Here is a 26,467-nt window from a genome sequence, read left to right as displayed (position 1 = left end):
GGCGAGCCGAAGGGGTGTGCATTCACAGCAGAAAATAATCGCGACCTTCGACCTGACCCCGGCGCAGCGGGTTCCGGGTGCACCACTGGGCGTAAGCCGCATCGACGAAGCGATACATCAAGTGTTCGTCACGGCCATGGGGAATGCCCAGGCGGGTGGTCTGAATCACATGAGTTGGCGCGGGGCCGGTGTCTTCCACCAGCAGGATTTCATGGTCGAAGCGTTTGGCATCCCACACCGGCACTTTCAGCCCCAGCGCCTTGCACAGCAACGTCTGTCCGGCACAGAGTTTCTGCGACGGACGCGGGCGCCCCTGGGCATCGGGGTTGTTCAGCAGCATCTGCGCCAGGCTGGCCGGGCCGCTGATCTCGTCGACCCACGGATAAGCCGATTTGATCAGCACCGCATTGCCCGGACCCTGCGCGCTGAAGTTCAGCGAATCGCCGCCCCGGGCGTAGTACATATAGATGTGGCCGCCGTCCAGAAACAAAGCCTTACGCTTTTCTGTGTAGCCGAGGGACGCGTGGCTGCCTTTTTCTTCGCAGTAATACGCTTCGGTTTCGATGATTCGGGCGCTGAGCCACAAATCGCCGACGCGGTGGCGGATGACTTTGCCGAGCAGATCACGGGCCAGTGTCTGGGCGTCGCGGTCGAAAAAGGCGTCCGCAAGGCCGACAGGCTGGCGCGCGGAGGTGGCGCGAACGGTCAGGTTGGACATGGCAAACAGGGTTTATCCAGGCGGAGGAGGTCGTGATGATAACAATTCGCGGCTTAATCCCGGCTGAACGTCGGCAAATCACCGTCCATTTCGACCATCCGCCCGTCACCGCTGTTAGTCCCGGGACGCGACAGCTATAATCTGCCGCTTTCCTCTTTGCCAAGACCCCAGCAGACCATGACTGAGTCCGTTCTTGACTACATGACCCGATTGGGTCGCGCCGCCCGCGAAGCCTCCCGCGTCATCGGTCGTGCCAGTACCGCGCAGAAAAACCGCGCCCTGCTGGCTGCCGCCAATGCCCTGGACGCCGCCCGCGCCGAGCTTGCGGCAGCCAATGAACAGGATCTGGCCGCCGGTCGCGCCAACGGTCTGGAGCCGGCACTGCTGGAGCGTCTGGAACTGACCCCGGCGCGCATCGATGGCATGATCGTCGGCCTGCGCCAGGTCGCAGCGCTGCCGGATCCGGTCGGTGCGATCCGCGACATGAGCTTCCGTCCGTCGGGCATTCAGGTCGGCAAGATGCGCGTACCGCTGGGCGTGATCGGGATCATCTACGAATCCCGTCCCAACGTGACCATCGATGCCGCGAGCCTGTGCCTGAAGTCCGGCAACGCGACCATCCTGCGCGGCGGTTCCGAAGCGATTCATTCCAACCGCGCGATTGCCGCCTGCATTCAGCGCGGTCTGGCCGAAGCCGAACTGCCGGCTGCCGTGGTGCAAGTGGTGGAAACCACCGACCGCGCCGCAGTCGGCGCGCTGATCACCATGCCGGAGTACGTCGACGTGATCGTGCCGCGCGGTGGTCGGGGCCTGATCGAGCGCATCAGCCGTGATGCCCGGGTGCCGGTGATCAAGCATCTGGACGGCATCTGCCACGTTTATGTCAGCGAACACGCCGACCTGCCGAAAGCCCAGCGCATCGCCTTCAATGCCAAGACCTATCGCTATGGCATCTGCGGTGCGATGGAGACCTTGCTGGTCGATCAAAGTGTTGCGAAGGATTTCCTGCCGTCGATGGCGAAGCAGTTCCGCGAAAAAGGCGTCGAACTGCGTGGTTGCGAACGCACCCGGGCGATCATCGAGGCCGTAGCGGCGACCGAAGAAGACTGGAGCACCGAGTACCTGGCGCCGATTCTGTCGATCCGCGTGGTGGATGGTCTGGATCAGGCCATCGAGCACATCAACCATTTCGGCTCCCACCACACCGACTCGATCGTCAGCGAAAACCTCGCCGACACCCGCCAGTTCGTGGCTCAGGTCGACTCGGCGTCGGTGATGATCAACACCCCGACCTGCTTCGCCGACGGATTCGAATACGGATTGGGTGCCGAGATCGGCATTTCTACTGATAAGCTGCACGCCCGTGGCCCGGTGGGCCTCGAAGGGCTGACCTGCGAGAAGTACATCGTGGTCGGTGATGGCCAGTTGCGCGGCCAGGCGACGGTCTGACTTGTCCGACCTCGACCTGAAAGCGCCGAAACCCGGCAAGAAATCCCGTCCCCGGCGCATTGGCGTACTGGGCGGGACGTTCGACCCGGTGCACGTCGGCCATTTGCGCGGCGCGCTGGAAGTGGCCGAAGCGCTGGAGCTCGATGAGCTGCGCATGATGCCCAGCGCCCGGCCGCCGCACCGCGATACACCGCAGGTGTCGGCGCAGGACCGGCTGGCAATGGTTGAATGTGCGGTGGCCGGTGTGCCGCCGCTGGTGGTGGACGCCCGCGAATTGCAGCGGGACAAACCGTCCTGGACCATCGATACCCTGGAGTCGCTGCGCGCCGAAATGGCCGCCGAGACCCAGGTTTTTCTGCTTCTGGGCTGGGACGCATTTTGCGGCCTGCCCACTTGGCACCGCTGGGAAGAGTTGCTCCAGCATTGCCACATCCTGGTGCTACAGCGCCCGGACGCCGACAGCGAACCGCCGGATGCCTTGCGCAACCTGCTGGCAGCGCGTTCGGTGAGCGACCCGCTGGCCCTGAAGGGGCCGAGCGGACAGATTGCATTCGTCTGGCAGACACCGCTCGCGGTTTCCGCCACCCAGATCCGTCAACTGCTGGCCAGCGGTAAGTCGGTACGTTTCCTGGTGCCCGACGCGGTCCTGGCCTACATCGATGCGCACGGTCTGTACCGTGCGTCGAACTGAACAAGGCGTGCTTCACTGATACGAATCCACGTGTCGCCAAGCCGCCGAAAATATGAGCAAAACGAGTTTTATATGACTGACAAAGACCAAACCAAAGTAAAGCGCAAAGGCACATTCAAGAGCGCCCCGCTGCCAGAGCCGGTCAACACCAACGAACCGCTGAAGGGCGACGAACTGGTCAAGGTGGCCGTTGCAGCCCTGGAAGACGTCAAGGCCCAGGACATTCAGATCATTGATGTGCGCGACAAGCAGAGCATCACCGACTACATGATCATCGCCACCGGTACTTCCAACCGCCAGATCAACGCGATGCTGGACAAGGTTCGCGAAGAGGTCAAAAAGAACGGCGCCAAGCCGCTGGGCGAAGAAGGCAAGGGCGACAGCGACTGGGTGCTGCTGGACCTGGACCTGGTGATCGTGCACATGATGACTGCCTCGGCACGTCAGTTCTACGACCTGGAGCGCCTGTGGGCCGGTGCCGAGCAAAGCCGTGCGGCGGACGCCAAGCACCACAGCCCGGAAAACACCCACGAGCATTTCACCAAGCTCAACAAAGACCAGCTGTAAGGGATTGCTGTGCGACTGCGACTGATCGCCGTCGGTTCACGCATGCCCAAGTGGGTGGAAGAAGGCTGGCATGAATATGCCAAGCGTCTTCCGTCCGAGCTGGCGCTGGAACTGGTGGAAATTCCGCTCAATACCCGTGGCAAGAACGCCGACGTGGCCCGCTTCATCCGTCAGGAAGGCGAAGCCATGCTGGCCAAGGTCGGGCCGAACGAGCGGATCGTCACCCTCGAAGTTCATGGCAAGCCGTGGAGCACCGAGCAACTGGCGGTCGAACTCGATCGCTGGCGCCTGGACTCGCGCACGGTCAACTTCATGGTCGGTGGCCCGGAAGGGCTGGCGCCGGAAGTCTGTGCCCGCGCGGATCAGCGCTGGTCGTTGTCGCCGCTGACGCTGCCGCACCCGCTGGTGCGCATCCTCATCGGCGAGCAGTTGTATCGTGCCTGGACCGTGCTGTCCGGCCACCCTTACCACAAGTAATCCGCCCTCATGTCTCAGCCGATCCGCATCAAGGACCACGAAAAAGACGCCCGTCTGGTGCGTGGTCGCGTCGTGTTCGGCGCAATTGCGGTGGTGGCGCTGATCTGCGTGCTGATTGCGCGCCTGTACTACCTGCAGGTGATTCAGTACGAATATCACTCGACCCTGTCGGAAAACAACCGGGTGCATGTCCAGCCGATCCCGCCGACCCGTGGCCTGATTTTCGACCGCAACGGCGTGGTGGTGGCGGACAACCGTCCGAGCTTCAGCCTGAGCATGACCCGCGAGCGCTCCGGCGACTGGCAGCAGGTGCTCGACGTGATCGTCGAGGTCTTGCAGCTGACGCCGGAAGACCGGGTGATCTTCGAGAAACGCATGCGTCAGGGCCGCCGGCCGTTCGAGCCGGTGCCGATCCTGTTCGAGCTGAGCGAAGAGCAGATCGCCCGGATCGCGGTGAATCAGTTCCGCCTGCCGGGCGTTGAGGTGGTCGCGCAACTGGTGCGTCATTACCCGCAGGGCGCGCATTTCGCGCACTCGGTGGGTTACATGGGGCGGATCAACGAGAAAGAGCTGAAGACCCTCGATCCAGTCAACTACAGCGGCACCCACCACATCGGCAAGACCGGCATCGAGCGCTTCTATGAAGCCGAGCTGCACGGTCAGGTGGGTTACGAAGAGGTCGAGACCAACGCCCGTGGCCGCGTTCTGCGCGTGCTCAAGCGTACCGATCCGGTGCCGGGCAAGGACATTGTCCTGAGCCTCGACATCAAATTGCAGGAAGCCGCCGAGGCTGCGCTGGGTGGCCGGCGTGGTGCGGTGGTGGCGCTCGATCCGAAAACCGGCGAAGTGCTGGCGATGGTCAGCCAGCCGAGTTTCGACCCGAACCTGTTCGTCACCGGCATCAGCTTCAAGGCGTACGCCGAGCTGCGTGATTCGATCGACCGACCGCTGTTCAACCGCGTGCTGCGCGGTCTGTACCCGCCGGGCTCGACGATCAAGCCGGCGGTGGCGATTGCCGGTCTCGATGCGGGCGTGGTGACGGCGTCGAGCCGGGTGTTCGACCCCGGTTACTACATGCTGCCCAACTACGATCACAAGTACCGCAACTGGAACCGCACCGGGGACGGCTTCGTCGACCTCAACACGGCGATCATGCGGTCCAACGACACCTACTTCTATGACCTGGCACACAAGCTGGGCATCGACCGGTTGTCGGCCTACATGAACAAGTTCGGCATTGGCCAGAAGGTCTCGCTGGACATGTTCGAAGAATCCCCAGGCCTGATGCCGTCCCGCGAGTGGAAACGCGCGACCCGGCGTCAGGCGTGGTTCCCCGGCGAAACCCTGATTCTCGGGATCGGCCAGGGCTACATGCAATCGACCCCGCTGCAACTGGCCCAGGCCACGGCGCTGGTGGCCAACAAGGGCGTGTGGAACCGTCCGCACCTGGCCAAATCCCTCGAAGGCGTGAAACCGGTGGATGAGAATCCGATGCCGGACATCATCCTGCGCGATCCGTCGGACTGGACCAAGGTCAACCATGGCATGCAACAGGTGATGCACGGTGCACGGGGTACGGCGCGTAAAGCGGCGATCGGCGCGCAATACCGGATCGCCGGCAAGTCCGGTACGGCGCAGGTGGTGGCGATCAAGCAGGGTGAAAAGTACGACCGCTCCAAGGTTCAGGAACGCCACCGCGACCACGCCTTGTTCGTCGGTTTCGCGCCGGCGGATGACCCGAAAATCGTGGTGTCGGTGATGGTCGAGAACGGTGAGTCCGGTTCCGGCGTCGCGGCACCGGTGGTGCGGCAGGTCATGGATGCCTGGCTGCTGGATCAGGACGGACGGTTGAAGGCCGAATACGCCAGCCCTATCAGTGCGGAGGCTACGGCCCGTGATGAATAATTTCGATCGCATGCTCTCCAGCGAGGATGTGATGCGTCGCCGGGCGACGCTGTTGCAACGTTTGCATATCGACGGCCCGTTGCTGGTGCTGCTGCTGATTCTCGCGGCCGGCAGCCTGTTCGTGCTGTATTCGGCCAGCGGCAAGAGCTGGGATCTGCTGGCCAAACAGGCCACGTCGTTCGGCATCGGTCTGGTGTCGATGATCGTCATTGCCCAGTTCGAGCCAAGGTTCATGGCGCGCTGGGTGCCGCTCGGCTACGTGATCGGGGTGGTGCTGCTGCTGGTGGTGGACATCATGGGCCACAACGCCATGGGCGCGACCCGCTGGATCAACATTCCCGGGGTGATCCGCTTCCAGCCCTCGGAATTCATGAAGATCCTGATGCCGGCGACCATCGCCTGGTATTTGTCCAAACGCACGTTGCCGCCGCAGCTCAAGCATGTCGGCATCAGTCTGCTGCTGATCGGCGTGCCGTTCGCCCTGATCGTGCGTCAGCCGGATCTCGGCACTTCGCTGCTGATTCTGGCCGGCGGCGCCTTCGTACTGTTTATGGGCGGGCTGCGCTGGCGCTGGATTCTCAGCGTACTGGCGGCGGCGATTCCGGTGTCGGTTGCGATGTGGTTCTTCATCATGCACGACTACCAGAAACAGCGGATCCTGACGTTCCTCGACCCGGAAAGCGATCCGCTCGGCACTGGCTGGAACATCATCCAGTCGAAAGCCGCCATCGGTTCCGGCGGGGTATTCGGCAAGGGCTGGCTGCTGGGCACCCAGTCGCATCTGGACTTCCTGCCGGAAAGCCACACCGACTTCATTATCGCCGTGCTCGGCGAAGAGTTCGGGCTGGTGGGCATCTGCGCACTGTTGCTGATCTATCTGTTGCTGATTGGCCGTGGTCTGGTGATTACCGCCCAGGCCCAGACGCTGTTCGGCAAATTGCTGGCCGGCGCTCTGACCATGACGTTTTTTGTTTACGTTTTCGTCAACATCGGTATGGTCAGTGGCCTGTTGCCGGTGGTGGGGGTGCCGTTGCCGTTCATTAGCTACGGCGGAACTTCGCTGGTGACGCTGCTGTCAGCGTTTGGGGTTTTGATGTCGATCCATACCCATCGCAAGTGGATCGCACAGGTTTGAATAAGGTGAAGAGTTCAATGCAAGTAATGCGTGACTGGGCGACACGATACGCACCGTGGCTCGGCCTGGTAGGCATCCTTGGCAGCGCGCAGGAAGCGTTGGCCGGCGATTACGAAGGCTCGCCCCAGGTGGCCGAGTTCGTCGGTGAAATGACCCGCGACTACGGTTTCGCCGGCGAACAGCTGATGGCCGTGTTCCGCGAGGCCCAGCGCAAACAGGCAATTCTCGACGCCATTTCCAAACCCGCCGAACGGGTCAAGCAGTGGAAAGAATACCGTCCGATGTTCATCACCGACGCGCGCATCGCCCGCGGTGTGGACTTCTGGCGTCAGCACGAGGCGACTCTGGCCCGCGCCGAGCAGGAATACGGCGTTCCGGCCCAGGTGATCGTATCGATCATCGGCGTTGAGACCTTTTTCGGACGTAATACCGGCAATTACCGGGTGATCGATGCCTTGTCCACGCTGGGTTTCGACTATCCTCCCCGTGCCGAATTTTTCCGCAAGGAGCTGCGTGAGTTCCTGCTGCTGGCGCGCGAAGAGCAGGTCGACCCGCTGACCCTCAAGGGTTCCTACGCCGGGGCGATGGGCTTGCCGCAGTTCATGCCGAGCAGTTTCCGCGCCTACGCGGTGGATTTCGACGGCGACGGCCACATCAATATCTGGAACAACCCGGATGATGCGATCGGCAGCGTCGCCAGCTATTTCAAGCGTCACGGCTGGGTCGCCGGCGAGCCGGTGGTCAGTCGCGCGGATGTACGGGGAGAGCAGGTGGATGAAGGCCTGACCACCGGCATCGAGCCGACGAAAACCGTCGGGGAGTTGCGAGCGCTGGGCTGGTCGAGTCATGATGCGCTGCGCGATGACATGCCGGTCACCGCATTCCGCCTCGAAGGCGACAATGGCCCGGAATACTGGATGGGCCTGAAGAATTTCTACGCGATCACGCGTTATAACCGCAGCGTGATGTACGCCATGGCCGTACATCAACTGTCTGAACAGCTGGTACAAGCACGGGGCGTCAAGTAATGCGGGCATTGCCTATCAATAAACCCCTGAAGCTGGTGGCTTTCGCTGCGTTGGCGGTGCTGGTCGCCAGTTGTTCGACCAGCCGTTCGCCGAGCCAGAAACCGACCACCGCCGTTCGTTCGCAGCCGGGTCTGGACATCAACCGGGCCCACAAGGACGGCGCGCCGTGGTGGGACGTCGACGTATCGCGCATCCCGGATGCCACGCCGACCCTGCACACCGGCCCGTACAAGGCCAACCCGTACACCGTGCTGGGCAAGACCTACTTCCCGCTGCAGGAATCCAAGACCTACGTGGCCTCCGGCACCGCGTCCTGGTACGGCACCAAGTTCCACGGTCAGAACACCGCCAACGGCGAGGTCTACGACCTGTACGGCATGAGTGCCGCCCACAAGACATTACCGCTGCCGAGTTACGTTCGGGTGACCAACCTGGACAACAACAAGAGCGTGATCCTGCGGGTCAATGACCGCGGGCCGTTCTACTCGGACCGGATCATCGACCTGTCCTACGCCGCCGCCAAGAAGCTCGGTTATGCCGAAATCGGTACCGCGCGGGTCAAGGTCGAAGGCATCGACCCGCAGCAATGGTGGGCCGCCAAGGGCCGTCCGGCGCCTTTGATGCTCAACGAGCCGCAAGTCGCGCAGAATAGCGCCCCGGTGATCACGGCCTCGGCCGGCACCGTCGAGCAATGGACTCCACCGCCGCAGCAGCACGCCGCGGCCGTCGTGCCAGTTCAGCTCGATGCAAAAAAAAACGCTTCTGCACCAGCGTCTGGCCAGTATCTGCAGGTGGGCGCGTTCGCCAACCCGGACGCTGCAGAACTCCTGAGGTCGAAGCTCAGCGGGATGGTGAGCGCTCCGGTGTTTATCAGCTCGATCGTGCGCAATCAGCAGACCCTGCACCGGGTTCGCCTGGGACCGATCGGTTCGCCGGGTGAAATTGCCCAGGTGCAGAACAGCGTGCGCCTGGCCAACCTGGGTTCGCCAAGTGTGGTCACCGAGTAAACGTAGGACTTGATTGACGGTTCACCAGCGATTGGGGGGTGAACCAGGTTGTTGGCTCGTCGAAGAACAAAAGCCCGGCAAGGGTGACTGGAGTGAGCAACTGAACACGCGATGGCCCGTTAGAAAGCCATCTGATTAATTTTGCCCGCAAGGGCAGTTTCCATTAGCGATTTCGAGAGACGGATGAACATCACCACCTTTGCCAAACGCCTGTGTCTGCTAGTCCCGCTGCTCCTCTCGCCTGCCGCGTTCGCGGCCGAGATGATGCCGTCGCCACCACAACTGGCCGCCAAATCCTACGTGCTCATGGATGCCAACAGCGGCAACGTGCTGGTGGAGAACAACGGTGACCAGCGTCTGCCACCGGCCAGCCTGACCAAACTGATGACCGCGTACATTGCCACGCTGGAAATTCGTCGCGGCCAGATCGGTGAAAACGACCCGGTGACCGTCAGCGAAAACGCCTGGCGCACCGGCGGTTCGCGGATGTTCATCAAGGTCGGCTCGCAAGTCACTGTGAGCGACCTGCTGCACGGCATCATCATCCAGTCCGGCAACGACGCCAGCGTCGCGGTGGCTGAACACATCGCCGGCAGCGAAGATGCGTTCGCCGACCTGATGAACAAGACCGTCGCCGATCTGGGCATGACCAATACCCACTTCATGAACCCGACCGGTCTGCCGAACCCTGAGCACTACTCGTCGGCTCACGACATGGCGATCCTGGCGCGCGCGATCATCCACGAAGACCCGGCTCACTACGCGATCTACTCGCAGAAAGAGTTCTTCTGGAACGGCATCAAACAGCCTAACCGCAACCTGCTGCTGTGGCGCGACAAGACCGTCGACGGTCTGAAAACCGGTCACACCGACGAAGCCGGCTACTGCATGGTGTCCTCGGCAGTACGTGACGGCATGCGCCTGATCGCCGTGGTGTTCGGCACCAACAGCGAAGTGGCCCGCGCCGCCGAGACCCAGAAGCTGCTGACCTACGGTTTCCGCTTCTTCGAAACCCAGACCTTCTACCAGAAGGGCACCGAACTGGCTCAGGCCCCGGTGTGGAAAGGCACTACCAGTCAAGTCAAGGCCGGCCTGGCACAAGACCTGACCATGACCCTGCCTAAAGGCCAGCTGAAGAAGCTCGCTGCCAGCATGACCATGAACCCGCAACTGACCGCGCCAATCGCCAAGGGCGACGTGATCGGTAAAGTCGAAGTGAAACTGGACGACAAGGTGGTGCACAGCGCCGACCTGATCGCTCTGGACGCTGTCGAGGAGGGTGGTATCTTCCGCCGCATGTGGGATAGCATCCGTCTATTCTTCTACGGCTTGTTCAACTGATTTGAGTTGACCTGCATGGCCCCGTTCCGATCCGGAGCGGGGCCTTGTTCGTTACCGGGCTTACGCTTACGAGGCCGTTACGCCATGACCGATACCGAAGTAAAGGCGCCAAAGATCGAATTTCCCCAGGTTGATTATCCGGTTAAGGTGATCAGCGATACGGGCGTCGGCAACAAAGACAAGATCATCGACATCGTCAAGAAACACGCCAAGATCAACGATGAGCGTGTCGACGAGCGTCAAAGCAGCAACGGCAAGTACACCACCATCCAGTTGCACATCGTCGCGACCGACCAGGATCAGCTGTACAACATCAACAGCGAACTGCGGGCTACCGGTTTCGTGCACATGGTGCTGTGATGCCGGGCACGCTGGGCTTTCGCGAGCTTGGCCAGATGGCTTACGAGCCGGTCTGGCAGGCCATGCAACGTTTTACCAACGAGCGTGGCACCACGGCCCCGGACGAAATCTGGCTGGTCGAACACCCGCCGGTGTTCACCCAGGGCCAGGCCGGCAAGGCCGAGCACCTGTTGCTGCCGGGGGATATTCCGGTGGTGCAGGTCGACCGCGGCGGTCAGGTGACCTACCATGGCCCCGGCCAACTGGTGGCGTACCTGCTGCTGGATGTGCGCCGACTCGGTTTCGGCGTGCGCGATCTGGTCAGCCGCATGGAGCGCTGCCTGATCGAACTGCTGGCCAGCTACGGCGTGACCGCCGTGGCCAAGCCGGATGCTCCCGGCGTCTACGTCGACGGAGCGAAGATCGCTTCTCTGGGTTTGCGGATTCGCCACGGTTGTTCCTTTCATGGCCTGGCCCTGAACGTGGACATGAACCTGGAGCCGTTTCGACGGATTAATCCCTGCGGCTATGCCGGGCTGGCGATGACCCAGCTGAGCGAGCACGCAGGATCGATTGAATTTGCCGAGGTAAGTGCCCGGCTGCGCGCGCAGCTCGTCAAACACCTCGACTATGCTGAGCAGACGACCCTGACGGGCGGAATCGACTGATATGACTACTGATGCAGTGCAAACCATGATCCCGACGCTCGACGTGACCGAGCGCCCGGCCCCGCGTCCCAAGGTTGAAGCCGGCGTCAAGCTGCGCGGCGCCGAGAAGGTTGCACGCATCCCGGTGAAGATCATTCCGACCACCGAACTGCCGAAGAAACCCGACTGGATCCGCGTGCGCATCCCGGTTTCGCCGGAAGTCGACCGCATCAAGAGCCTGCTGCGCAAACACAAGCTGCACAGCGTCTGCGAAGAGGCGTCCTGCCCGAACCTGGGTGAGTGCTTCTCCGGCGGCACCGCGACCTTCATGATCATGGGTGACATCTGCACCCGTCGTTGCCCGTTCTGCGACGTTGGCCACGGTCGTCCGAAGCCACTGGACGTCAACGAGCCGGAAAGCCTGGCCATCGCCATCGCCGACCTGAAGCTCAAGTACGTGGTGATCACCTCGGTTGACCGCGACGACCTGCGTGACGGCGGTGCCCAGCACTTTGCCGACTGCATCCGCGAAATCCGCAAACTGTCGCCGAACGTGCAACTCGAAACCCTGGTCCCGGACTACCGTGGCCGTATGGACATCGCCCTGGAAATCACCGCGGCCGAGCCGCCGGATGTGTTCAACCACAACCTGGAAACCGTACCGCGCCTGTACAAGGCTGCCCGTCCGGGTTCGGACTACCAGTGGTCGCTGACCCTGCTGCAACGCTTCAAGCAGATGATGCCGCACATCCCGACCAAATCCGGCCTGATGCTGGGTCTGGGCGAGACCGACGACGAAGTCATCGAAGTCATGAAGCGCATGCGCGAACACGACATCGACATGCTGACCCTGGGCCAGTACCTGCAACCGTCCCGCAGCCACTTGCCGGTGCAGCGTTTCGTGCACCCGGACACCTTCGCCTGGTTCGCCGAGGAAGGTTACAAAATGGGCTTCAAGAACGTCGCGTCCGGCCCGTTGGTGCGTTCTTCGTACCACGCCGACGAGCAGGCGAAACTGGTCAAGGCCGAGCTGCTCGGTTCCTGATTCAGCGCTGAATAAAAAATGCCCGCCGGGGTTTATCGCCCGGCGGGCATTTTTTTGCCTGGCTTACACTCGTTACTGACTTTTCCTGCAATCTGCGGCGCGGCTTAGCCTCTTCTGTTTGTCGCCGTTCCTGACTACTGTGTGAGCATGACTTCACACAGGGAGATCCATGGATGACCGTTCGACCGACCCACACCCTTTTTCCGCACAAGCCTGTGCCTGCACTGCCGTCGGAAGGGCTGATAGGTGTCATTGCGCCCGCCGGCCCCGGCACGCTGGATACCGAAAAGGCCGTTCAGTGGATGCGCGCCCGGGGTTACGGTTTGCGAGTGTTCCCTGGCGTCTACGAGAAGGAGGGTTATCTGGCCGGCAGCGACGAGGTACGGCTCAACGATCTGCACGCGGCGTTCGCTGACGAAGAGGTGGATGCAATCATTTGCCTGCGCGGTGGCTACGGCACGCCAAGGTTGCTGGACCGGATCGACTACGACTTGCTGAGCCGCCATGCCAAGCCCTTCGTCGGTTACAGCGACATCACCGCGCTGCACCTGGCCATCAGTCGCTACGCCGGGTTCGTGACCTTTCATGGGCCGTTATTGAATGCCGATCTGCTGGGGGACAAGGAACCGCCGACGGTGACGTCGTTCTTCGCCATGTTGCGCGGTCAGTTGAAGGCCGGCAGTGTGCTGAGTCATCCGGCGGCTTATCCATTGACCACCGTGGAGCCCGGCATTGCCCACGGGCGTCTGCAGGGTGGCAATCTGGCGATGATCGCTGCGACCTTGGGCACGCCCTACGAAATCGACGTCGAAGGTGTGATTCTGCTGATCGAGGACATCAACGAGCCGCTGTACCGGATCGACCGCTTGCTGACCCAGATGCGTCTGGCGGGCAAGTTGGCCAGATTGCGTGGCGTGCTGGTCGGGGATGTGGCGGGCGTGGATGTCGAGGCCTTGAACCGCTTGCTCAAGCAGACCTTTGAACCGTTGCGGATTCCGGTGCTGTCCGGCTGGCGCAGTGGGCACTGCGATCCGAACCTGACGCTGCCGCTGGGGGCGCTGGTTCGACTGGACGCAGGGAAGAAGGAGTTGATGCTGGAGCAAGACGTAGTGATTCGCTGACCGAGCCACAAAAAAAGACCGCCGCCTGAAGAGGCGGCGGTCTTTTTGTTTTTACTGGTTACGCAGGCTTTCCAGCAGCTTGTGCGTCGGATAACCGTCCGCCGGCCAGCCGAATGACTGCTGTGCACTGCGGATCGCCTTACGCGTATTGGCGCCGATGATCCCGTCTGCCGCACCGGCGTCATAGTTGCGCGCGGTGAGCAGGTTTTGCAATTCGATCCGTTCGGTGCGGCTCAACGGCAGATCGTCTTTTGGCCAGCTGCCATTGATCAGGCCGGCACCGTTGAAGCGCTCGGACAACAGGCTGACGGCCAGTGCGTAGGACGACGAGTTGTTGTACTTGAGGATCGCCCGGAAGTTATCGAGGATCAGGAACGCCGGGCCACGGTAGCCAGCCGGCAGCAGCAGCGCGGCGGACAGTTGCTCGGAGCCGGCCGGCACCTGGCCGCCGTTCGGCAGGATCACGCCCAGTTGCCGCCATTCAGCGACGCTTTTGCGAATTGCGCCGTCGGCCAGGGTGTAGTTGAAACCGCTCGGCAGTTGCACTTCGAAGCCCCACGGTTGGCCACGCTGCCAGCCGGAGCTTTGCAGGTAATGCGCGGTGGACGCTAATGCGTCAGCCGGGCTGCCCCAGATGTCGCGGCGGCCGTCACCGTCGAAATCCACGGCGTGGGTGTTGTAGGTGGTCGGAATGAATTGGGTCTGGCCCATGGCGCCGGCCCAGGAGCCGAGCATCTTCTCCGGGGTGATGTCGCCCTGTTGCAGGATCTGCAGCGCCGCAATCAGTTGCGCATGGGCAAAGCCCGGACGGCGGCCTTCATAGGCCAGAGTGGCCAGCGAGTTGATCACCGACTTGCTGCCCTGGAACTGGCCGAAATTGCTTTCCATCCCCCACACCGACACCAGCGCCTGACGATCGACGCCATAGCGCTGTTCGATGCTTTGCAGGATGTCGGCGTACTGGCTGATCAGCGCCTGGCCTTTGCGCACGCGCAAGGGCGAAAGCGCGCCGTCCAGGTACTCCCAGACCGGACGGGCGAACTCCGGCTGGCTCCGGTCGGCTCGAATCACGCTGGCATCGAAGCTGACATTGGCAAATGCGCGGTCAAACAGGTCGGCACGAATGCCGGCAGCCAGAGCTTCCTTGCGGAAACCGGCCTGCCATTCGGCAAAGGTCTGGGTCGGTTGCAGATCGAGGTTGTCACCGGACGGCACTACCGGCGGGATGACCGCTGGGGCTGGGGCTGTGGCAACGGGGACGGTCTGAAGCGGTTGAGCGTCGGCGGCGGTTGGTTTTTCCGCGCAGGCGACGAGCAGTACGAAGCTGGAGGCAGCGATCAGTTGGCGCAAGGGCCAACGACGGGAAAGACTGAGGGGCATGCACAGGTCCAGGGGATACGAATCAGGTGCAGACCTTAACATGAGGAGGGGGTGCTGTGCTTCAAGCGGCCAGAAAGTAAGAAGCCTCCCAGCTGTCAGACTGGAAGGCTTCGCGGCGGTAGCTGCCTTTACCCTTGGTTGGTCGTTCCTGGCGGCTGCGGAACAGGGGTTGGGCGACGATGGATTTGGCCTTGTTGTGGCCATGTTTCGATGGCTTTTTGCTCATGAGGATTCTCTCGATCGAGTGGGGTTTTGCGCGGCAGATAATCTGCCGATCTCGAGCGTCTGTCTATAGGACCGAGGGCGGGATGTTCTGTAGGAAATGGACTCGGTAAAAAAACGGGATCGCAGAGTGCGATCCCGGATTTCATTCGGCAGGCAAGGTCAGACGCTGACCGGCCATCAGCAGCGCCAACCGGCTCAGGCTCATCCACGGCGAGCCCGCCGCCTGGCCCTTGATCTGCGCATCGATGCGCTGGGCTTCGAGCAGCAACTGCGCCCAGCGTTGCGCCGAGTAGCGTTGCAAGGCCTTGCTCATCAGCGGTTTGCGCTTGTCCCAGACCGGCGGCTTGGCCTGACTGAAGCACTTGTCCAGCGGCGTGCCCTGACTGTATTGCAACGAGATGTTAGCCAGCAGGCGCAACTCCCGGGCCAGGGCCCAGAGGATCAACGGCGGTTCGACCCCTTCACCGCGCAGCCCTTCGAGCATGCGCAGGGCGTGAGCCGGTTCGCCGTTGAGCACCGCGTCGGTCAGGCCGAACACGTCAAAACGCGCACTGTCGGCCACGGCCGCCTGTACGGTTTCGACGGTGATCTGCCCGCCCTCGGCCATCAGCTTGAGCTTTTCGATCTCTTGCGCAGCAGCCAGCAGGTTGCCTTCGACCCGCGCGGCAATCAGCTCGACCGCGTCCTGGCTGGCTGACAGGCCGGCCTGGGACAGGCGCTGACGAATCCAGCTTGGCAACTGGTTGGCGTCCACCGGCCAGATCTGCACGAACTGGGTCTGCTGACCCTCGACCAGCGCCTTGCCCCACTTGGTTTTCTGCGCGCTGCCGTCCAGCTTCGGCAGGCTGATCAACAGCACCGTGTCTTCAGCCGGGCGCGAGCAGTATTCGATGAGTGCGGCAGCGCCCTTGTCACCGGGCTTGCCCGAAGGCAGGCGCAGTTCCAGCAGGCGTTTTTCGGCGAACAGCGACATGCTGGCGCCGGCCTGCAGCAACGTCCCCCAATCGAAATTGGCGTCGGCGGCGAAGACCTGGCGTTCGTCGAATCCTTGCTGACGGGCAGCGGAGCGAATGGCGTCGGCAGCTTCCTGGCACAGCAGCGGGTCATCGCCGCTGATGATGTAGACCGGCGCAAGGGCGCCTTGCAGGTGTTTGCCGAGTTGGGCGGGAGCGAGCTTCATAAGAAAGGGCGAACGGGGCGCCTGAGCGCCCCGAACGTCTTACTGCTGCGGCAGTTCGAGCGGCGACTGACGCGGAGTTTCCGCTTCAGCCTTCTGCGCCGCTTCGAGGGCGTCGGCCTCTGCCTTGGCACGGGCGTTGGCGGTTTGCTGCAGAGCGTCCAGCTGTGCCGGCGTCAGCTGTTGCAGACGCAGCATCATGCGCTGAACCAGCTCGCGGCGGGTTTCACGGCGTGCATCGTTGGCTTCCTGGTCGGAACCCACCAGGTTGTTGCCGTCGTGGATGAACACTTTCTGCACTTCAAGCTTGTCGCTTTTGAGCAGCAGGTCTTTTTCGCCACGGATATCGTAGGTCAGCACGGTGCTCACCTGATATTCGCCAGTACGACCGGCGCCGGCATAGCTGAGGATGCGCTGAGTTTCTTGCTCATCGGCCAGGTACAGTTTGTATGGCGCACCGGAAATGATCTTGACGCCGCTGGCCTCCAGCACCTGACGCAGTTGCGTCACGGTTTCGCCGTAGGCGTTGCGGGCGCTCAGATCGAGCTCCTTGATCGACAGTTCGTTGGTGCCGGTACCACGCAGCTGGAAACCGCAGGCGCTCAACAGGACGGCGAGGCCCATCACCAGCAGATTGCGTTTGATCATTGTGTTGCTCCCCTTGAAACCATGTGGGCCGACTCTGTGGCCCGAAAGGTTTTACTGGGCGTCAGGCTCACCTGACGCCCGATCCAATTAGCTGGCGACGATATTGACCAGTTTCCCGGGCACTACGATCACTTTGCGAATCGTCAGGCCGTCAACGAAACGCAGCACGTTTTCGTTGGCGCGGGCTGCCGCTTCGACTTCTTCACGGGTCGCGGCGGCCGGCATTTCGATCTGGCCGCGCAGCTTGCCGTTGACCTGGATCACCAGGGTCAGGCTGTCCTGCACCAGCGCGCTTTCGTCCAGCACCGGCCAGCCGGCGTCGATCACCGGATCGGCGTGGCCCAGGCGGTTCCACAGCTCGTGGCTGATGTGCGGCGTGATCGGAGCCAGCAGCAGCGTTACGGTTTCCAGACCTTCCTGAACCAGTGCGCGATCCTGTTCGGTCGCTTGCGCGGCTTTTTCCAGCACGTTCATCAGCGTCATCACCTGAGCGATGGCGGTGTTGAATTTGTGGTTCTGGCCGACGTCGTGGCTGGCCTGCTTGATCGCCTGGTGGATCGCGCGGCGAATGACTTTCTGCTCGTCATTCAGACCGGCGATGTCCAGTTTGCCCGGCAGGCCCTGAGTGATGTGGGCCTGAGCCAGACGCCAGACGCGCTTGAGGAAGCGGTGCGAGCCTTCCACGCCGGAGTCCGACCATTCTGCGCTCATGTCAGGTGGCGAGGCGAACATCATGAACAGACGGCAGGTGTCGGCGCCGAACTGGTCGATCATCGACTGAGGGTCGACGCCGTTGTTCTTCGACTTGGCCATCTTCTCGGTGCCGCCGATTTCCACCGGCAGGCCGTCGGCGATCAGCTTGGCGCTGATGACCTTGGCCTTGCTGTCGCGCTCGAGTTCCACGTCCGCCGGGTTGAACCAGGTGTAGGCACCGTTGGCTTCACGACGATAGTAAGTCTCGGCGACCACCATGCCCTGGGTCAGCAGATTCTTGAACGGCTCGTTGGAGCTCACCAGGCCTTCGTCACGCATCAGCTTGTGGAAGAAACGCGCGTAGAGCAGGTGAAGAATGGCGTGTTCGATACCGCCGATGTACTGATCCACCGGCAACCAGTGGTCGGCCGCGGATTTTTCCACCAGGCCGCCTTCGAAATGCGGCGAGGCGTAACGGGCGTAGTACCAGGACGACTCGACAAAGGTGTCCATGGTGTCGGTTTCACGCTTGGCAGGCTGGCCGCATTTCGGGCAGCTGCACTCGTAGAACTCGGGCATGCGCGCCAGCGGCGAACCGGCGCCGTCCGGCACCACGTCTTCCGGCAGAACGACAGGCAGTTGGTCTTCCGGCACCGGCACGTCACCGCAGGCATCGCAGTGGATGATCGGGATCGGGCAGCCCCAGTAGCGTTGACGGCTGATGCCCCAGTCGCGCAGGCGGAACTGGGTGCGCGAGGCGCCCAGCTCTTTCTTGATCAGGGCGACTTCCATGGCGTCGAACGCGCCAGCGAAGTCCAGACCGTCGAATTCGCCGGAGTTGATCAGCGTGCCGTGCTCGCCGTAGGCGTCCTGCCATGGCGCCGGATTGGTTTCACCGGAGCTGGTGCGCACCACGGATTTGACCGGCAGGTTGTACTTGTGGGCGAACTCGAAGTCGCGCTCGTCGTGCGCCGGCACAGCCATGACCGCGCCGTCGCCGTAGTGCATCAGCACGTAGTTGGCGACCCACACCGGCAGTTTTTCGCCAGTCAGCGGGTGCTCGACGAACAGGCCGGTCGGCAGGCCTTTCTTCTCTTGGGTGGCGACGTCGGCTTCGGCGACGCTGCCGCCCTTGCATTCGGCGATGAACGCTTGCAGCTCGGGGTTGTTCTTCGCGGCGAGGGCGGCCAGGTGGTGCTCGGCGGCTACGGCGACATAAGTCGCGCCCATCAGGGTGTCCGGACGGGTGGTGAAGACTTTCAGGGTGCCGCTTTCGCCGATCGAATCGACGTTGTACGGGAACTGCACTTCCATCCCGCGCGACTTGCCGATCCAGTTGCGCTGCATGGTCTTGACCTGCTCAGGCCAGCCAGTCAGTTCGTCGAGACTCTCCAGCAGCTCATCCGCGTAGGCGGTGATCTTGAAGTAGTACATCGGGATTTCGCGCTTTTCGATCAGCGCGCCGGAACGCCAGCCGCGACCGTCGATCACCTGTTCGTTGGCCAGAACGGTCTGATCGATCGGGTCCCAGTTCACGGTGCCGTTCTTGCGGTAGATCACGCCTTTTTCGAACAGGCGAGTGAACAGCCATTGTTCCCAGCGGTAGTAATCCGGTTTGCAGGTGGTGACTTCGCGCGACCAGTCCACCGCCAGGCCCAGGCTGCGCAGCTGGGATTTCATGTAGGCGATGTTTTCGTAGGTCCACTTGGCCGGGGCCACGTTGTTCTTCATCGCGGCGTTTTCCGCCGGCATGCCGAAAGCGTCCCAACCCATCGGTTGCAGAACGTTCTTGCCGAGCATGCGCTGGTAGCGGGAGATCACGTCGCCGATGGTGTAGTTGCGCACGTGCCCCATGTGTAGCTTGCCGCTGGGGTAAGGGAACATCGACAGGCAGTAGTAAGTCTCCTTGCCTGGCTGTTCACTGACTTCAAAGGACTTTTGCTCGTCCCAGAACGACTGGGCGGCGGCTTCGATTTCACGGGGCTGATATTGTTCGTGCATGGCTACTTTTGTACTGGATAGGGGTGGCCTAATCCTCTTCAATGCGACGTTCGGGGCGTGCCGGACGAGCTGGAAGTGGAGTTACAGGAAGCGCCGTAGCATACATGACCGCGCTCGGCCTAGGGAAACCCTGATTGCAGCCGTTTGACCGGCTGAAATCGCGGCGAGGGCCGTTGGTCGCGGCGTGCAGCCGGTTTGTGCAGCGAAGCTAAGCTCTAACTGGGGAGTGAGTCTTATCTTCAATGAGGTGAGGGATGGTGGAGTCACAGCAAAAAAACGTTACCAAACCCGAGTTGTACGAGCGGTTGATCGATCGTCTGGGTATGGCCCTGGACGCGGCAAAAACCGCTGGAAGGCTGCGCGACGAGCGCCCCCTGGAGCTGGAATTGCGTGGCTTGAGTCCCGCCGAGTTCAAACTGGTCAAGGCCTATCTGGATCGCAGTGAGCGTGAAACCCACGGATACCTGTCACAAGCGGTGAAACAACTCGATGCAGCCCATACGGCCAATGTCATCTGGCTCAAGGACAAGGCGCCCGGCAGAGACCCCGTCAAGGTTCGGACTCTGCAGGCCAAGTAAACGCATGGCAGGTCAAAAAGCGGATCTTTTTCAACAGGATCCGACCCTACTGGTTGTCGCGTTGTATCAACCCACTTAGGCTTCGGGCATCTCTGGAGATGCTCGATGCCTTTTCGTTATTTCATTAAACAACTTCTATTGCCGCCCGGCCTTCTTTTGCTGCTGTTGCTGGCGGCCTGGTGGCTGCGTCGCTCGCGGCCACGGCTGGCGGGGCTGTGTTTTGCATTGGGATTTGGCGGCTTCTTGCTGATGAGTCTGCCGGTGGTCGTGCAGTGGGGCGCCAAGGCCCTGGAGCGCGAGCCGCCGCTGGCCCGGGATTCATGGACAAGCCTCGCGCAGCGCGCCGATGCGATTGTGGTGCTGGGCTCCGGTCGCGAACGCGGCGATGTGGCCTGGGGGGAGGATCAACCGACCGGTGTCGGGCTGGAGCGCCAGCGTTATGCGGCGCGACTGGCCAAGGCGTCGGGGTTACCGATTCTGACCAGCGGTGGCCTGCATTACGGTACGCCGCCGACTGAAGCCAAATTGATGGCCGACTCGTTGCGTGATGATTTCGGTGTGACGGTGCGCTGGCAGGAAGGGGAGAGCCGCACCACGTGGGAAAACGCCGAATTCAGCGCCAAAGTGCTGTTGCCGGAAGGCGTCAAACGCATCGTGCTGGTGACCCAGGCCTGGCATATGCCGCGTGCGGTGTGGAGTTATCAACAGGCTGGATTCGAAGTGGTGCCGGCGCCGGTCGGTTTCCTCGGCACGGACAATGCACGGCCGTTCGGCGGCTGGCTGCCGGAATTCAAGTCGATCTGGCAGAGCGGGCAGTTGATGAACGAGGCGGTGGGGCAGATCGGTTATTCGCTGTTCTACCGAGGAGGTGACAGCGCCGAATGATCACTCCCGCGCAGAACGCGGGAGTGAGCGGGTTTTCAGAGTGTATTGGACATCCGGTTGGTCATCAGCGCCCAGCCGAACAGCACTACGCACAGGATGATCAGCGGCCACGAGCGCCATTGCAGATACGGCGTCAGGTTGTGCATCGGCACCACTTCACCGTACAGCACGCCCTGTTCGAACTGCGGGATACGCTCGGTGATCTGCCCGAACGGGTTGATCAGCCCGGTCACACCGTTGTTGGTCGCACGAATCATCCAGCGTCCGGCTTCAAGCGCGCGCATCTGCGCCATTTGCAGGTGTTGCAACGGGCCGATCGACGTACCGAACCAGGTGTCGTTGCTGATCGTCAGCAGCAGATCGCTGCGTGCCGCCAGGCCTGCGGCGAATTCCGGGTACACCACTTCGTAGCAGATGAACGGCGCGATCTGATAACCCTTGGCCTGCAACAGGGCCTGATCGGCAGGGCCCCGGGCGAAGTCGGACATTGGCAGGTCGAAGAACGCGATCAGCCCGCGCAGGATGTCCTGCAACGGTACGTATTCGCCGAACGGCACCAGCTTCTGTTTCAGATAAGTGCCATCGCCTTCGCCGACCACGGTGATGCCATTGAAGAAGCGTTTTTCGTGACGGACCATTTCGCGGATCGGCACGCCGGTGATCAGCGCCGATTTACGCTCGGCGGCGAAGTTGCCCATCATGGTCAGGTAGCCCTCGGCGGACTCCTTGAGCACCGGGACGGCGGTTTCCGGCCAGATCAGCAGGTCCACCGGTTTGGAGCGGAAACTAAGGTCGCGGTACAGCGCCAGTTGCGCATTGAGTTCGGCCGGGTCCCATTTCATGCTTTGCGCGACGTTGCCCTGAATCGCGGCAACGGTCAGCGGCGCGCCCGCCGGGCTGGTCCAGGCATGGCCCTTGAGCGCAATGCCTGCCGCCCATGGCCCTATCAGCAATACCAGGCCGGCGGCGATGAAGACTTTGCGGCGGGTTTGCAGCAGGCGCGGTGCGTTGTAGATCAGTGCAGCGGTCAGCGCCAGAACGAACGACACCAGCCACATGCCGCCCACTGGCGCGAGCCCGGCCAGCGGGCCGTCGAGCTGGCTGTAACCGGAATACAGCCAAGGGAAACCGGTGAGGAACCAGCCACGGAAAGCTTCCTGACCGACCCACAACGCCGCAAACGCCAGGGCGTCGGCCACTGGCGCTTCATTACGCCGCAACCAGCGCGCCCAGAGCCACGCAGGCAGGGCGAAGAACCAGGCAATGGCTGCCGTGAAGATCAGCATCAGGAACCCGGCCAGCAGCACCGAAGCGCCGCCGAAATGGTGGATGCTGTAATAGATCCAGCTGGTGCCGGCGCCGAACAGGCCGAAACCGAAGCACCAGCCACGCCCCAGGGCCTGACGCGGGCTCAGCTCGCGCAGGCCGGCATAGAACAGGCCGACCGCCAGCAGGGCCAGCGGCCAGAGATCGAACGGTGCCAGAGCGAAGGTGGTGATTGCACCGGCCGCCACGGCCAGCAGGTTACCGGGCCAGCCGGGACGGGTTGTCCAGCGCATTTCAATCCTTAGATTTTTTACCGGGCGATTGGGGTCAGTCGCAGCAAATGAATCCGACGGCTGTCGGCATTCAGGATGCGGAAACGATAGGCGCCGATTTCAGTGATTTCGTTGCGTTTTGGCAAGTGCCCGAACGCGCTCATCACCAGCCCGCCGACGGTGTCGAACTCGTCGTCGGAGAATTCGCTGTCGAAAAACTCGTTGAAGTTCTCGATCGGCGTCAGGGCCTTGATCAGGAAATCACCGCTGGGCAGCGGCTTGATGTAGCTGTCTTCTTCGACGTCGTGCTCGTCTTCGATGTCGCCGACGATCTGCTCAAGCACGTCTTCGATGGTCACCAGACCGGCCACGCCGCCGTATTCGTCGATGACGATGGCCATGTGGTTGTGGTTGGCGCGGAACTCACGCAGCAACACGTTCAGACGCTTGGACTCCGGCACGAACGTGGCCGGGCGCAGCAGGTCCTTGATGTTGAAGCTGTCGCCGTTCTCCTTGAGGATCAGTGGCAGCAGATCCTTGGCCAGCAGCACGCCCATCACGTCGTCATGGCTTTCGCCGATGACCGGGTAGCGCGAGTGGGCCGAGTCGACCACGGCAGGGAGGAATTCGCGGGGTGTCTGGGTCGCCTTGATGCTGATCATCTGCGAGCGCGGCACCATGATGTCGCGAACCTGCAGGTCAGCCACCTGGATGGCGCCTTCGACGATGGCCAGCGCTTCGCTGTCCAGCAGTTTGTTCTGATGTGCATCGCGCAGCAGCTCAAGCAGCTCCTGGCGGTTCTTCGGCTCGTGGGCAAAAGCCTGGGTCAGTTTACCCAGCCATGACTTTTGCCCGTTGCTCGATCGATCTTCGCTCATAGCGATTACTCTGAATCCTTTGTTGTAACAGTAGGGGATGTTTCGGTTTCGTCGTCCGCGTACGGATCGGGATAACCCAATTCGGCAAGCAACTCGCGTTCCAGTGCTTCCATTTCCTCGGCTTCCTCGTCATCTATATGGTCGTAACCAAGCAGATGCAAGCAGCCGTGAATGACCAGATGTGCCCAGTGGGCCTTTAGTTCCTTGCCCTGTTCGGCAGCTTCGCGCTCGACCACCGCCACGCAGATCACCAGATCGCCCAGCAATGGAATGTCGAGAAACTCGTCGGGCACTTCAGCGGGAAAGGACAGGACGTTGGTCGCGTAATCCTTGTGCCGCCAGGTGTGATTTAGTTCGCGGCCTTCTTCCTCGTCGACCAGACGAATGGTCATTTCCGAGTCAGCGGTGCGCTGGCGCAGGGCCAGTTCGCACCATTGGCGGAACTCGGCTTCGGTCGGCGCAGACGCTTCGGTCGCGATTTGCAGGTCAAGCTCAAGCATCGTGGCGGGTGTCCTTTGGCGCTTCATCAGCGACACGCGTCTCGAAGCGCTCGTAGGCTTCGACGATGCGTTGCACCAGCGGGTGGCGCACCACGTCTTTGGGCTGGAAGTGGGTGAAGCTGATACCCGGCACATCCTTCAGGACTTCGATGACGTGATGAAGTCCGGACTTGGTGCCGCGCGGCAGGTCGACCTGGGTAATGTCGCCGGTGATCACGGCCGTGGAGCCGAAACCGATCCGGGTCAGGAACATCTTCATCTGCTCGACGGTGGTGTTCTGACTTTCATCGAGAATGATGAAGCTGTTATTCAGCGTACGACCGCGCATGTAGGCCAGTGGCGCAACTTCGATCACCTGACGCTCGATCAGCTTGGCCACGTATTCGAAGCCGAGCATCTCGTAGAGCGCGTCGTAGAGCGGGCGCAGGTACGGGTCGATCTTTTGCGACAGGTCGCCGGGCAGGAAGCCGAGTTTTTCACCCGCTTCGACCGCCGGACGCACCAGCAGGATACGGCGGATCTGTTCACGCTCCAGCGCATCAACCGCGCAGGCGACAGCCAGATAGGTCTTGCCGGTACCGGCCGGGCCGATGCCGAAGTTGATGTCGTTGCCGAGAATTTCCTTCACATAGCGCAGCTGATTCAAGCCGCGTGGGCGAATCATGCCTTTCTTGGTGCGCAGGGCGACGGAGGCTTCGGCGGGGGCGTGGTTGTCCAGCTGCTCGACGGCCGATTCCTGGAGAAACAGGTGAACCGTATCCGGCGACAGCTCTGAACCCTTGGTTTCCCGGTACAGGCGGCGAATTAGGTTTTCCGCGGAAGTGGTGTGCTTGGGTTCGCCGATCAGCTCGAACTGATTGCCGCGGTTGCGGATCTCGATGGCCAGGCGCTGTTCGATCAGGCGCAGGTGCTCGTCGAACTGCCCGCACAGATTGGCGAAGCGGCGAGCCTCAAAGGGCTCGAGGATGAAACGATGTGGTTCGATGGGTGCGTTCAAGGTCGTATTTAGCCGCCCTGGGGCAATTAGGATGAAATCAAGGATAACGCCAGTGGCGTGGGTGCGAAAGCTCTTAAAAAGCCTTGCATCGATTCAGCCGTCTGGCGGGGTCTCCTTGCGGTGTTACTGGATCAGCGAGCCGCGCAGCGAGTGCGGTTGCGCCGCGTCGATGTGGACGTCGGCGAACTGGCCGATCAGGGTCGGATTATCGCAGCGGAAGTTGACGATACGGTTATTCTCGGTGCGCCCTTGCAGTTCGCCCGGGTCTTTCTTCGAATAATCGGTCACCAGAATCCGCTGGACCGAACCGACCATTTGTCGGCTGATCTCGAACCCTTGCTGATTCAAGCGGTGCTGCAAGGCGTTCAGGCGTTCTTTCTTCAGTTCTTCCGGGGTGTCGTCGGCCAGATCGGCGGCCGGAGTGCCCGGGCGCTGGCTGTAGACAAACGAGTAGGAAAAGTCGAAACCGACGTCGGCAATCAGCTTCATGGTCTGTTCGAAATCTTTTTCGGTTTCCCCCGGGAAGCCGACGATGAAGTCCGAGCTGATGCAGATGCCCGGTACGGCGGCGCGCAGTTTGCGCAGCTTGGATTTGTACTCCAGCGCCGTGTGGTTGCGCTTCATCGCGGCCAGGATCCGGTCCGAACCCGACTGCACCGGCAAGTGCAGGTGTTTCACCAGTTCCGGCACTTCGGCGTGGGCTTGGATCAGGCTGTCGGAAAACTCCAGCGGGTGCGAGGTGGTGTAGCGGATGCGGTCGATGCCGTCGACCGCCGCGACGACGCGGATCAGTTCGGCCAGGTCTGCTAGGCGGCCGTCGTGGGTCAGCCCGCGATAACCATTGACGTTCTGCCCCAGCAGGGTCACTTCGCGCACGCCGTGTTCAGCCAGGTGAATGATCTCGGCGATCACGTCGTCGAACGGCCGGCTGACTTCTTCGCCGCGGGTGTAAGGCACCACGCAGAACGTGCAGTACTTGCTGCAGCCTTCCATCACCGACACGTAGGCGCTCGGGCCGTCGATGCGCGGCTCGGGCAGGTGGTCGAATTTTTCGATTTCCGGGAACGAGACGTCGACTTGCGGCAGCTTGCTGATGCGCGCGGCGTCGATCATTTCCGGCAGACGGTGCAGGGTCTGCGGGCCGAACACCACGTCGACGTACGGGGCGCGATCACGGATCGCCGCGCCCTCCTGGCTGGCCACGCAACCGCCGACGGCGATCACCATGTCCGGGTTGGCCAGTTTCAGTTCGCGCCAGCGGCCGAGCTGGGAATACACCCGGTCCTGGGCGCGCTCGCGGATCGAGCAGGTGTTGAGCAGGATCACGTCGGCATCTTCGGCGCGCGCCGTGACTTCCAGGGCCTGGTGTTCGCCCAGCAGATCGACCATGCGCGAGCTGTCGTACTCGTTCATCTGGCAACCGTGGGTTTCGATGTAAAGCTTCTTGGCCATGGAATAGGGTCGTCACGTGGTTCAAAGAACCGCGCATTATAGGGA

At 61.9% G+C, this 26,467-nt stretch carries 26 protein-coding genes; 15 read left to right on the top strand and 11 right to left on the bottom strand.

Going from position 1 to position 26,467, the window contains the following annotated elements; translation table 11 throughout:
- Nucleotides 1-22: 22 nt before the first annotated feature.
- The gene (locus ABTV87_RS25685) at nt 23-718 is read right to left on the bottom strand and encodes a DNA-3-methyladenine glycosylase (protein WP_007958648.1); all 696 of its coding nucleotides are present in this window, start codon (nt 716-718) and stop codon (nt 23-25) included.
- A 177-nt stretch (nt 719-895) separates the two neighbouring features.
- On the opposite strand from ABTV87_RS25685, the gene ABTV87_RS25680 reads away from it, so the two are divergent.
- The 13 genes from ABTV87_RS25680 to ABTV87_RS25620 all read left to right on the top strand — a co-directional run bounded on the left by ABTV87_RS25680 (nt 896) and on the right by ABTV87_RS25620 (nt 13,470).
- On the top strand, nt 896-2,167 hold the full coding sequence (locus ABTV87_RS25680) for a glutamate-5-semialdehyde dehydrogenase (protein ID WP_007958650.1): 1,272 nt from the start codon (nt 896-898) through the stop codon (nt 2,165-2,167).
- Nucleotides 2,136-2,858 (top strand): nicotinate-nucleotide adenylyltransferase, encoded by a 723-nt coding sequence (gene nadD, locus ABTV87_RS25675; protein ID WP_085608763.1) that lies wholly within the window; start codon nt 2,136-2,138, stop codon nt 2,856-2,858. Before ABTV87_RS25680 ends, nadD begins: the two co-directional genes overlap by 32 nt.
- Before the next feature lie 72 nt (nt 2,859-2,930).
- Nucleotides 2,931-3,425, top strand: a complete 495-nt coding sequence (rsfS, locus tag ABTV87_RS25670; protein ID WP_007958654.1) for a ribosome silencing factor — start codon at nt 2,931-2,933, stop codon at nt 3,423-3,425.
- A 9-nt stretch (nt 3,426-3,434) separates the two neighbouring features.
- A complete protein-coding gene (gene rlmH / locus ABTV87_RS25665) occupies nt 3,435-3,902 on the top strand; it encodes a 23S rRNA (pseudouridine(1915)-N(3))-methyltransferase RlmH (RefSeq protein ID WP_003185785.1) in 468 nt (155 codons plus the stop codon).
- A 9-nt stretch (nt 3,903-3,911) separates the two neighbouring features.
- On the top strand, nt 3,912-5,807 hold the full coding sequence (gene mrdA, locus ABTV87_RS25660; protein WP_433898564.1) for a penicillin-binding protein 2: 1,896 nt from the start codon (nt 3,912-3,914) through the stop codon (nt 5,805-5,807).
- Nucleotides 5,808-5,838: 31 nt separating this feature from the next.
- Nucleotides 5,839-6,942, top strand: a complete 1,104-nt coding sequence (gene rodA / locus ABTV87_RS25655; protein WP_052026248.1) for a rod shape-determining protein RodA — start codon at nt 5,839-5,841, stop codon at nt 6,940-6,942.
- 17 nt (nt 6,943-6,959) lie between these two features.
- Nucleotides 6,960-7,970: a lytic murein transglycosylase B gene (gene mltB, locus ABTV87_RS25650; RefSeq protein WP_007958658.1), complete on the top strand. Its 1,011-nt coding sequence runs from the start codon at nt 6,960-6,962 to the stop codon at nt 7,968-7,970.
- Nucleotides 7,970-8,977, top strand: a complete 1,008-nt coding sequence (locus tag ABTV87_RS25645; protein WP_011336096.1) for a septal ring lytic transglycosylase RlpA family protein — start codon at nt 7,970-7,972, stop codon at nt 8,975-8,977. Before mltB ends, ABTV87_RS25645 begins: the two co-directional genes overlap by 1 nt.
- Nucleotides 8,978-9,160: 183 nt before the next feature.
- A complete protein-coding gene (locus ABTV87_RS25640) occupies nt 9,161-10,318 on the top strand; it encodes a D-alanyl-D-alanine carboxypeptidase family protein (RefSeq protein WP_011336095.1) in 1,158 nt (385 codons plus the stop codon).
- Nucleotides 10,319-10,402: 84 nt separating this feature from the next.
- Nucleotides 10,403-10,678: a DUF493 domain-containing protein gene (locus ABTV87_RS25635; protein WP_007958664.1), complete on the top strand. Its 276-nt coding sequence runs from the start codon at nt 10,403-10,405 to the stop codon at nt 10,676-10,678.
- The gene (gene lipB / locus ABTV87_RS25630) at nt 10,678-11,325 is read left to right on the top strand and encodes a lipoyl(octanoyl) transferase LipB (RefSeq protein WP_039771855.1); all 648 of its coding nucleotides are present in this window, start codon (nt 10,678-10,680) and stop codon (nt 11,323-11,325) included. Before ABTV87_RS25635 ends, lipB begins: the two co-directional genes overlap by 1 nt.
- Before the next feature lie 25 nt (nt 11,326-11,350).
- On the top strand, nt 11,351-12,349 hold the full coding sequence (gene lipA / locus ABTV87_RS25625) for a lipoyl synthase (protein ID WP_162130488.1): 999 nt from the start codon (nt 11,351-11,353) through the stop codon (nt 12,347-12,349).
- A 173-nt stretch (nt 12,350-12,522) separates the two neighbouring features.
- Complete coding sequence (locus tag ABTV87_RS25620) at nt 12,523-13,470, top strand: S66 peptidase family protein (RefSeq protein WP_433898563.1); 948 nt, start codon at nt 12,523-12,525, stop codon at nt 13,468-13,470.
- A gap of 51 nt (nt 13,471-13,521) precedes the next feature.
- On the opposite strand, the gene ABTV87_RS25615 is transcribed toward ABTV87_RS25620, so the two are convergent.
- The 5 genes from ABTV87_RS25615 to leuS all read right to left on the bottom strand — a co-directional run bounded on the left by ABTV87_RS25615 (nt 13,522) and on the right by leuS (nt 19,594).
- On the bottom strand, nt 13,522-14,850 hold the full coding sequence (locus tag ABTV87_RS25615; protein WP_433898562.1) for a lytic murein transglycosylase: 1,329 nt from the start codon (nt 14,848-14,850) through the stop codon (nt 13,522-13,524).
- A 61-nt stretch (nt 14,851-14,911) separates the two neighbouring features.
- The gene (arfA, locus tag ABTV87_RS25610; protein WP_007958672.1) at nt 14,912-15,076 is read right to left on the bottom strand and encodes an alternative ribosome rescue factor ArfA; all 165 of its coding nucleotides are present in this window, start codon (nt 15,074-15,076) and stop codon (nt 14,912-14,914) included.
- Nucleotides 15,077-15,217: 141 nt separating this feature from the next.
- On the bottom strand, nt 15,218-16,255 hold the full coding sequence (gene holA, locus ABTV87_RS25605; RefSeq protein WP_433898561.1) for a DNA polymerase III subunit delta: 1,038 nt from the start codon (nt 16,253-16,255) through the stop codon (nt 15,218-15,220).
- A gap of 39 nt (nt 16,256-16,294) precedes the next feature.
- Nucleotides 16,295-16,900 (bottom strand): LPS assembly lipoprotein LptE, encoded by a 606-nt coding sequence (lptE, locus tag ABTV87_RS25600; RefSeq protein ID WP_007958674.1) that lies wholly within the window; start codon nt 16,898-16,900, stop codon nt 16,295-16,297.
- 87 nt (nt 16,901-16,987) lie between these two features.
- A complete protein-coding gene (gene leuS, locus ABTV87_RS25595; RefSeq protein WP_127800088.1) occupies nt 16,988-19,594 on the bottom strand; it encodes a leucine--tRNA ligase in 2,607 nt (868 codons plus the stop codon).
- Nucleotides 19,595-19,848: 254 nt separating this feature from the next.
- Between leuS and ABTV87_RS25590 the strand changes: the two genes are divergently transcribed.
- Both ABTV87_RS25590 and ABTV87_RS25585 read left to right on the top strand, forming a co-directional pair.
- Nucleotides 19,849-20,172: a hypothetical protein gene (locus ABTV87_RS25590; RefSeq protein WP_007958676.1), complete on the top strand. Its 324-nt coding sequence runs from the start codon at nt 19,849-19,851 to the stop codon at nt 20,170-20,172.
- Nucleotides 20,173-20,277: 105 nt separating this feature from the next.
- Nucleotides 20,278-21,057: a YdcF family protein gene (locus tag ABTV87_RS25585; RefSeq protein ID WP_273904872.1), complete on the top strand. Its 780-nt coding sequence runs from the start codon at nt 20,278-20,280 to the stop codon at nt 21,055-21,057.
- A gap of 35 nt (nt 21,058-21,092) precedes the next feature.
- On the opposite strand, the gene lnt is transcribed toward ABTV87_RS25585, so the two are convergent.
- The 5 genes from lnt to miaB all read right to left on the bottom strand — a co-directional run bounded on the left by lnt (nt 21,093) and on the right by miaB (nt 26,422).
- On the bottom strand, nt 21,093-22,616 hold the full coding sequence (gene lnt / locus ABTV87_RS25580) for an apolipoprotein N-acyltransferase (protein ID WP_433898560.1): 1,524 nt from the start codon (nt 22,614-22,616) through the stop codon (nt 21,093-21,095).
- A 17-nt stretch (nt 22,617-22,633) separates the two neighbouring features.
- Nucleotides 22,634-23,473, bottom strand: coding sequence for an HlyC/CorC family transporter (locus ABTV87_RS25575; RefSeq protein WP_007909641.1), 840 nt, complete (start codon nt 23,471-23,473; stop codon nt 22,634-22,636).
- Between the two features lie 5 nt (nt 23,474-23,478).
- Nucleotides 23,479-23,973, bottom strand: coding sequence for an rRNA maturation RNase YbeY (gene ybeY / locus ABTV87_RS25570; RefSeq protein ID WP_007958682.1), 495 nt, complete (start codon nt 23,971-23,973; stop codon nt 23,479-23,481).
- Nucleotides 23,966-24,970 (bottom strand): PhoH family protein, encoded by a 1,005-nt coding sequence (locus ABTV87_RS25565; RefSeq protein WP_085608754.1) that lies wholly within the window; start codon nt 24,968-24,970, stop codon nt 23,966-23,968. The genes ybeY and ABTV87_RS25565 overlap by 8 nt, the downstream gene beginning before the upstream one ends.
- Before the next feature lie 123 nt (nt 24,971-25,093).
- Nucleotides 25,094-26,422, bottom strand: a complete 1,329-nt coding sequence (gene miaB, locus ABTV87_RS25560) for a tRNA (N6-isopentenyl adenosine(37)-C2)-methylthiotransferase MiaB (RefSeq protein ID WP_074691567.1) — start codon at nt 26,420-26,422, stop codon at nt 25,094-25,096.
- Between the last annotated feature and the right edge of the window lie 45 nt (nt 26,423-26,467).

The organism is Pseudomonas sp. PSE1(2024) (assembly GCF_050990555.1).
In the GTDB taxonomy this organism is placed as follows: domain Bacteria; phylum Pseudomonadota; class Gammaproteobacteria; order Pseudomonadales; family Pseudomonadaceae; genus Aquipseudomonas; species Aquipseudomonas aphyarum.
Note: the sequence above shows the minus strand (reverse complement) of the source record. Positions and strands in the feature narration are given on the sequence as shown.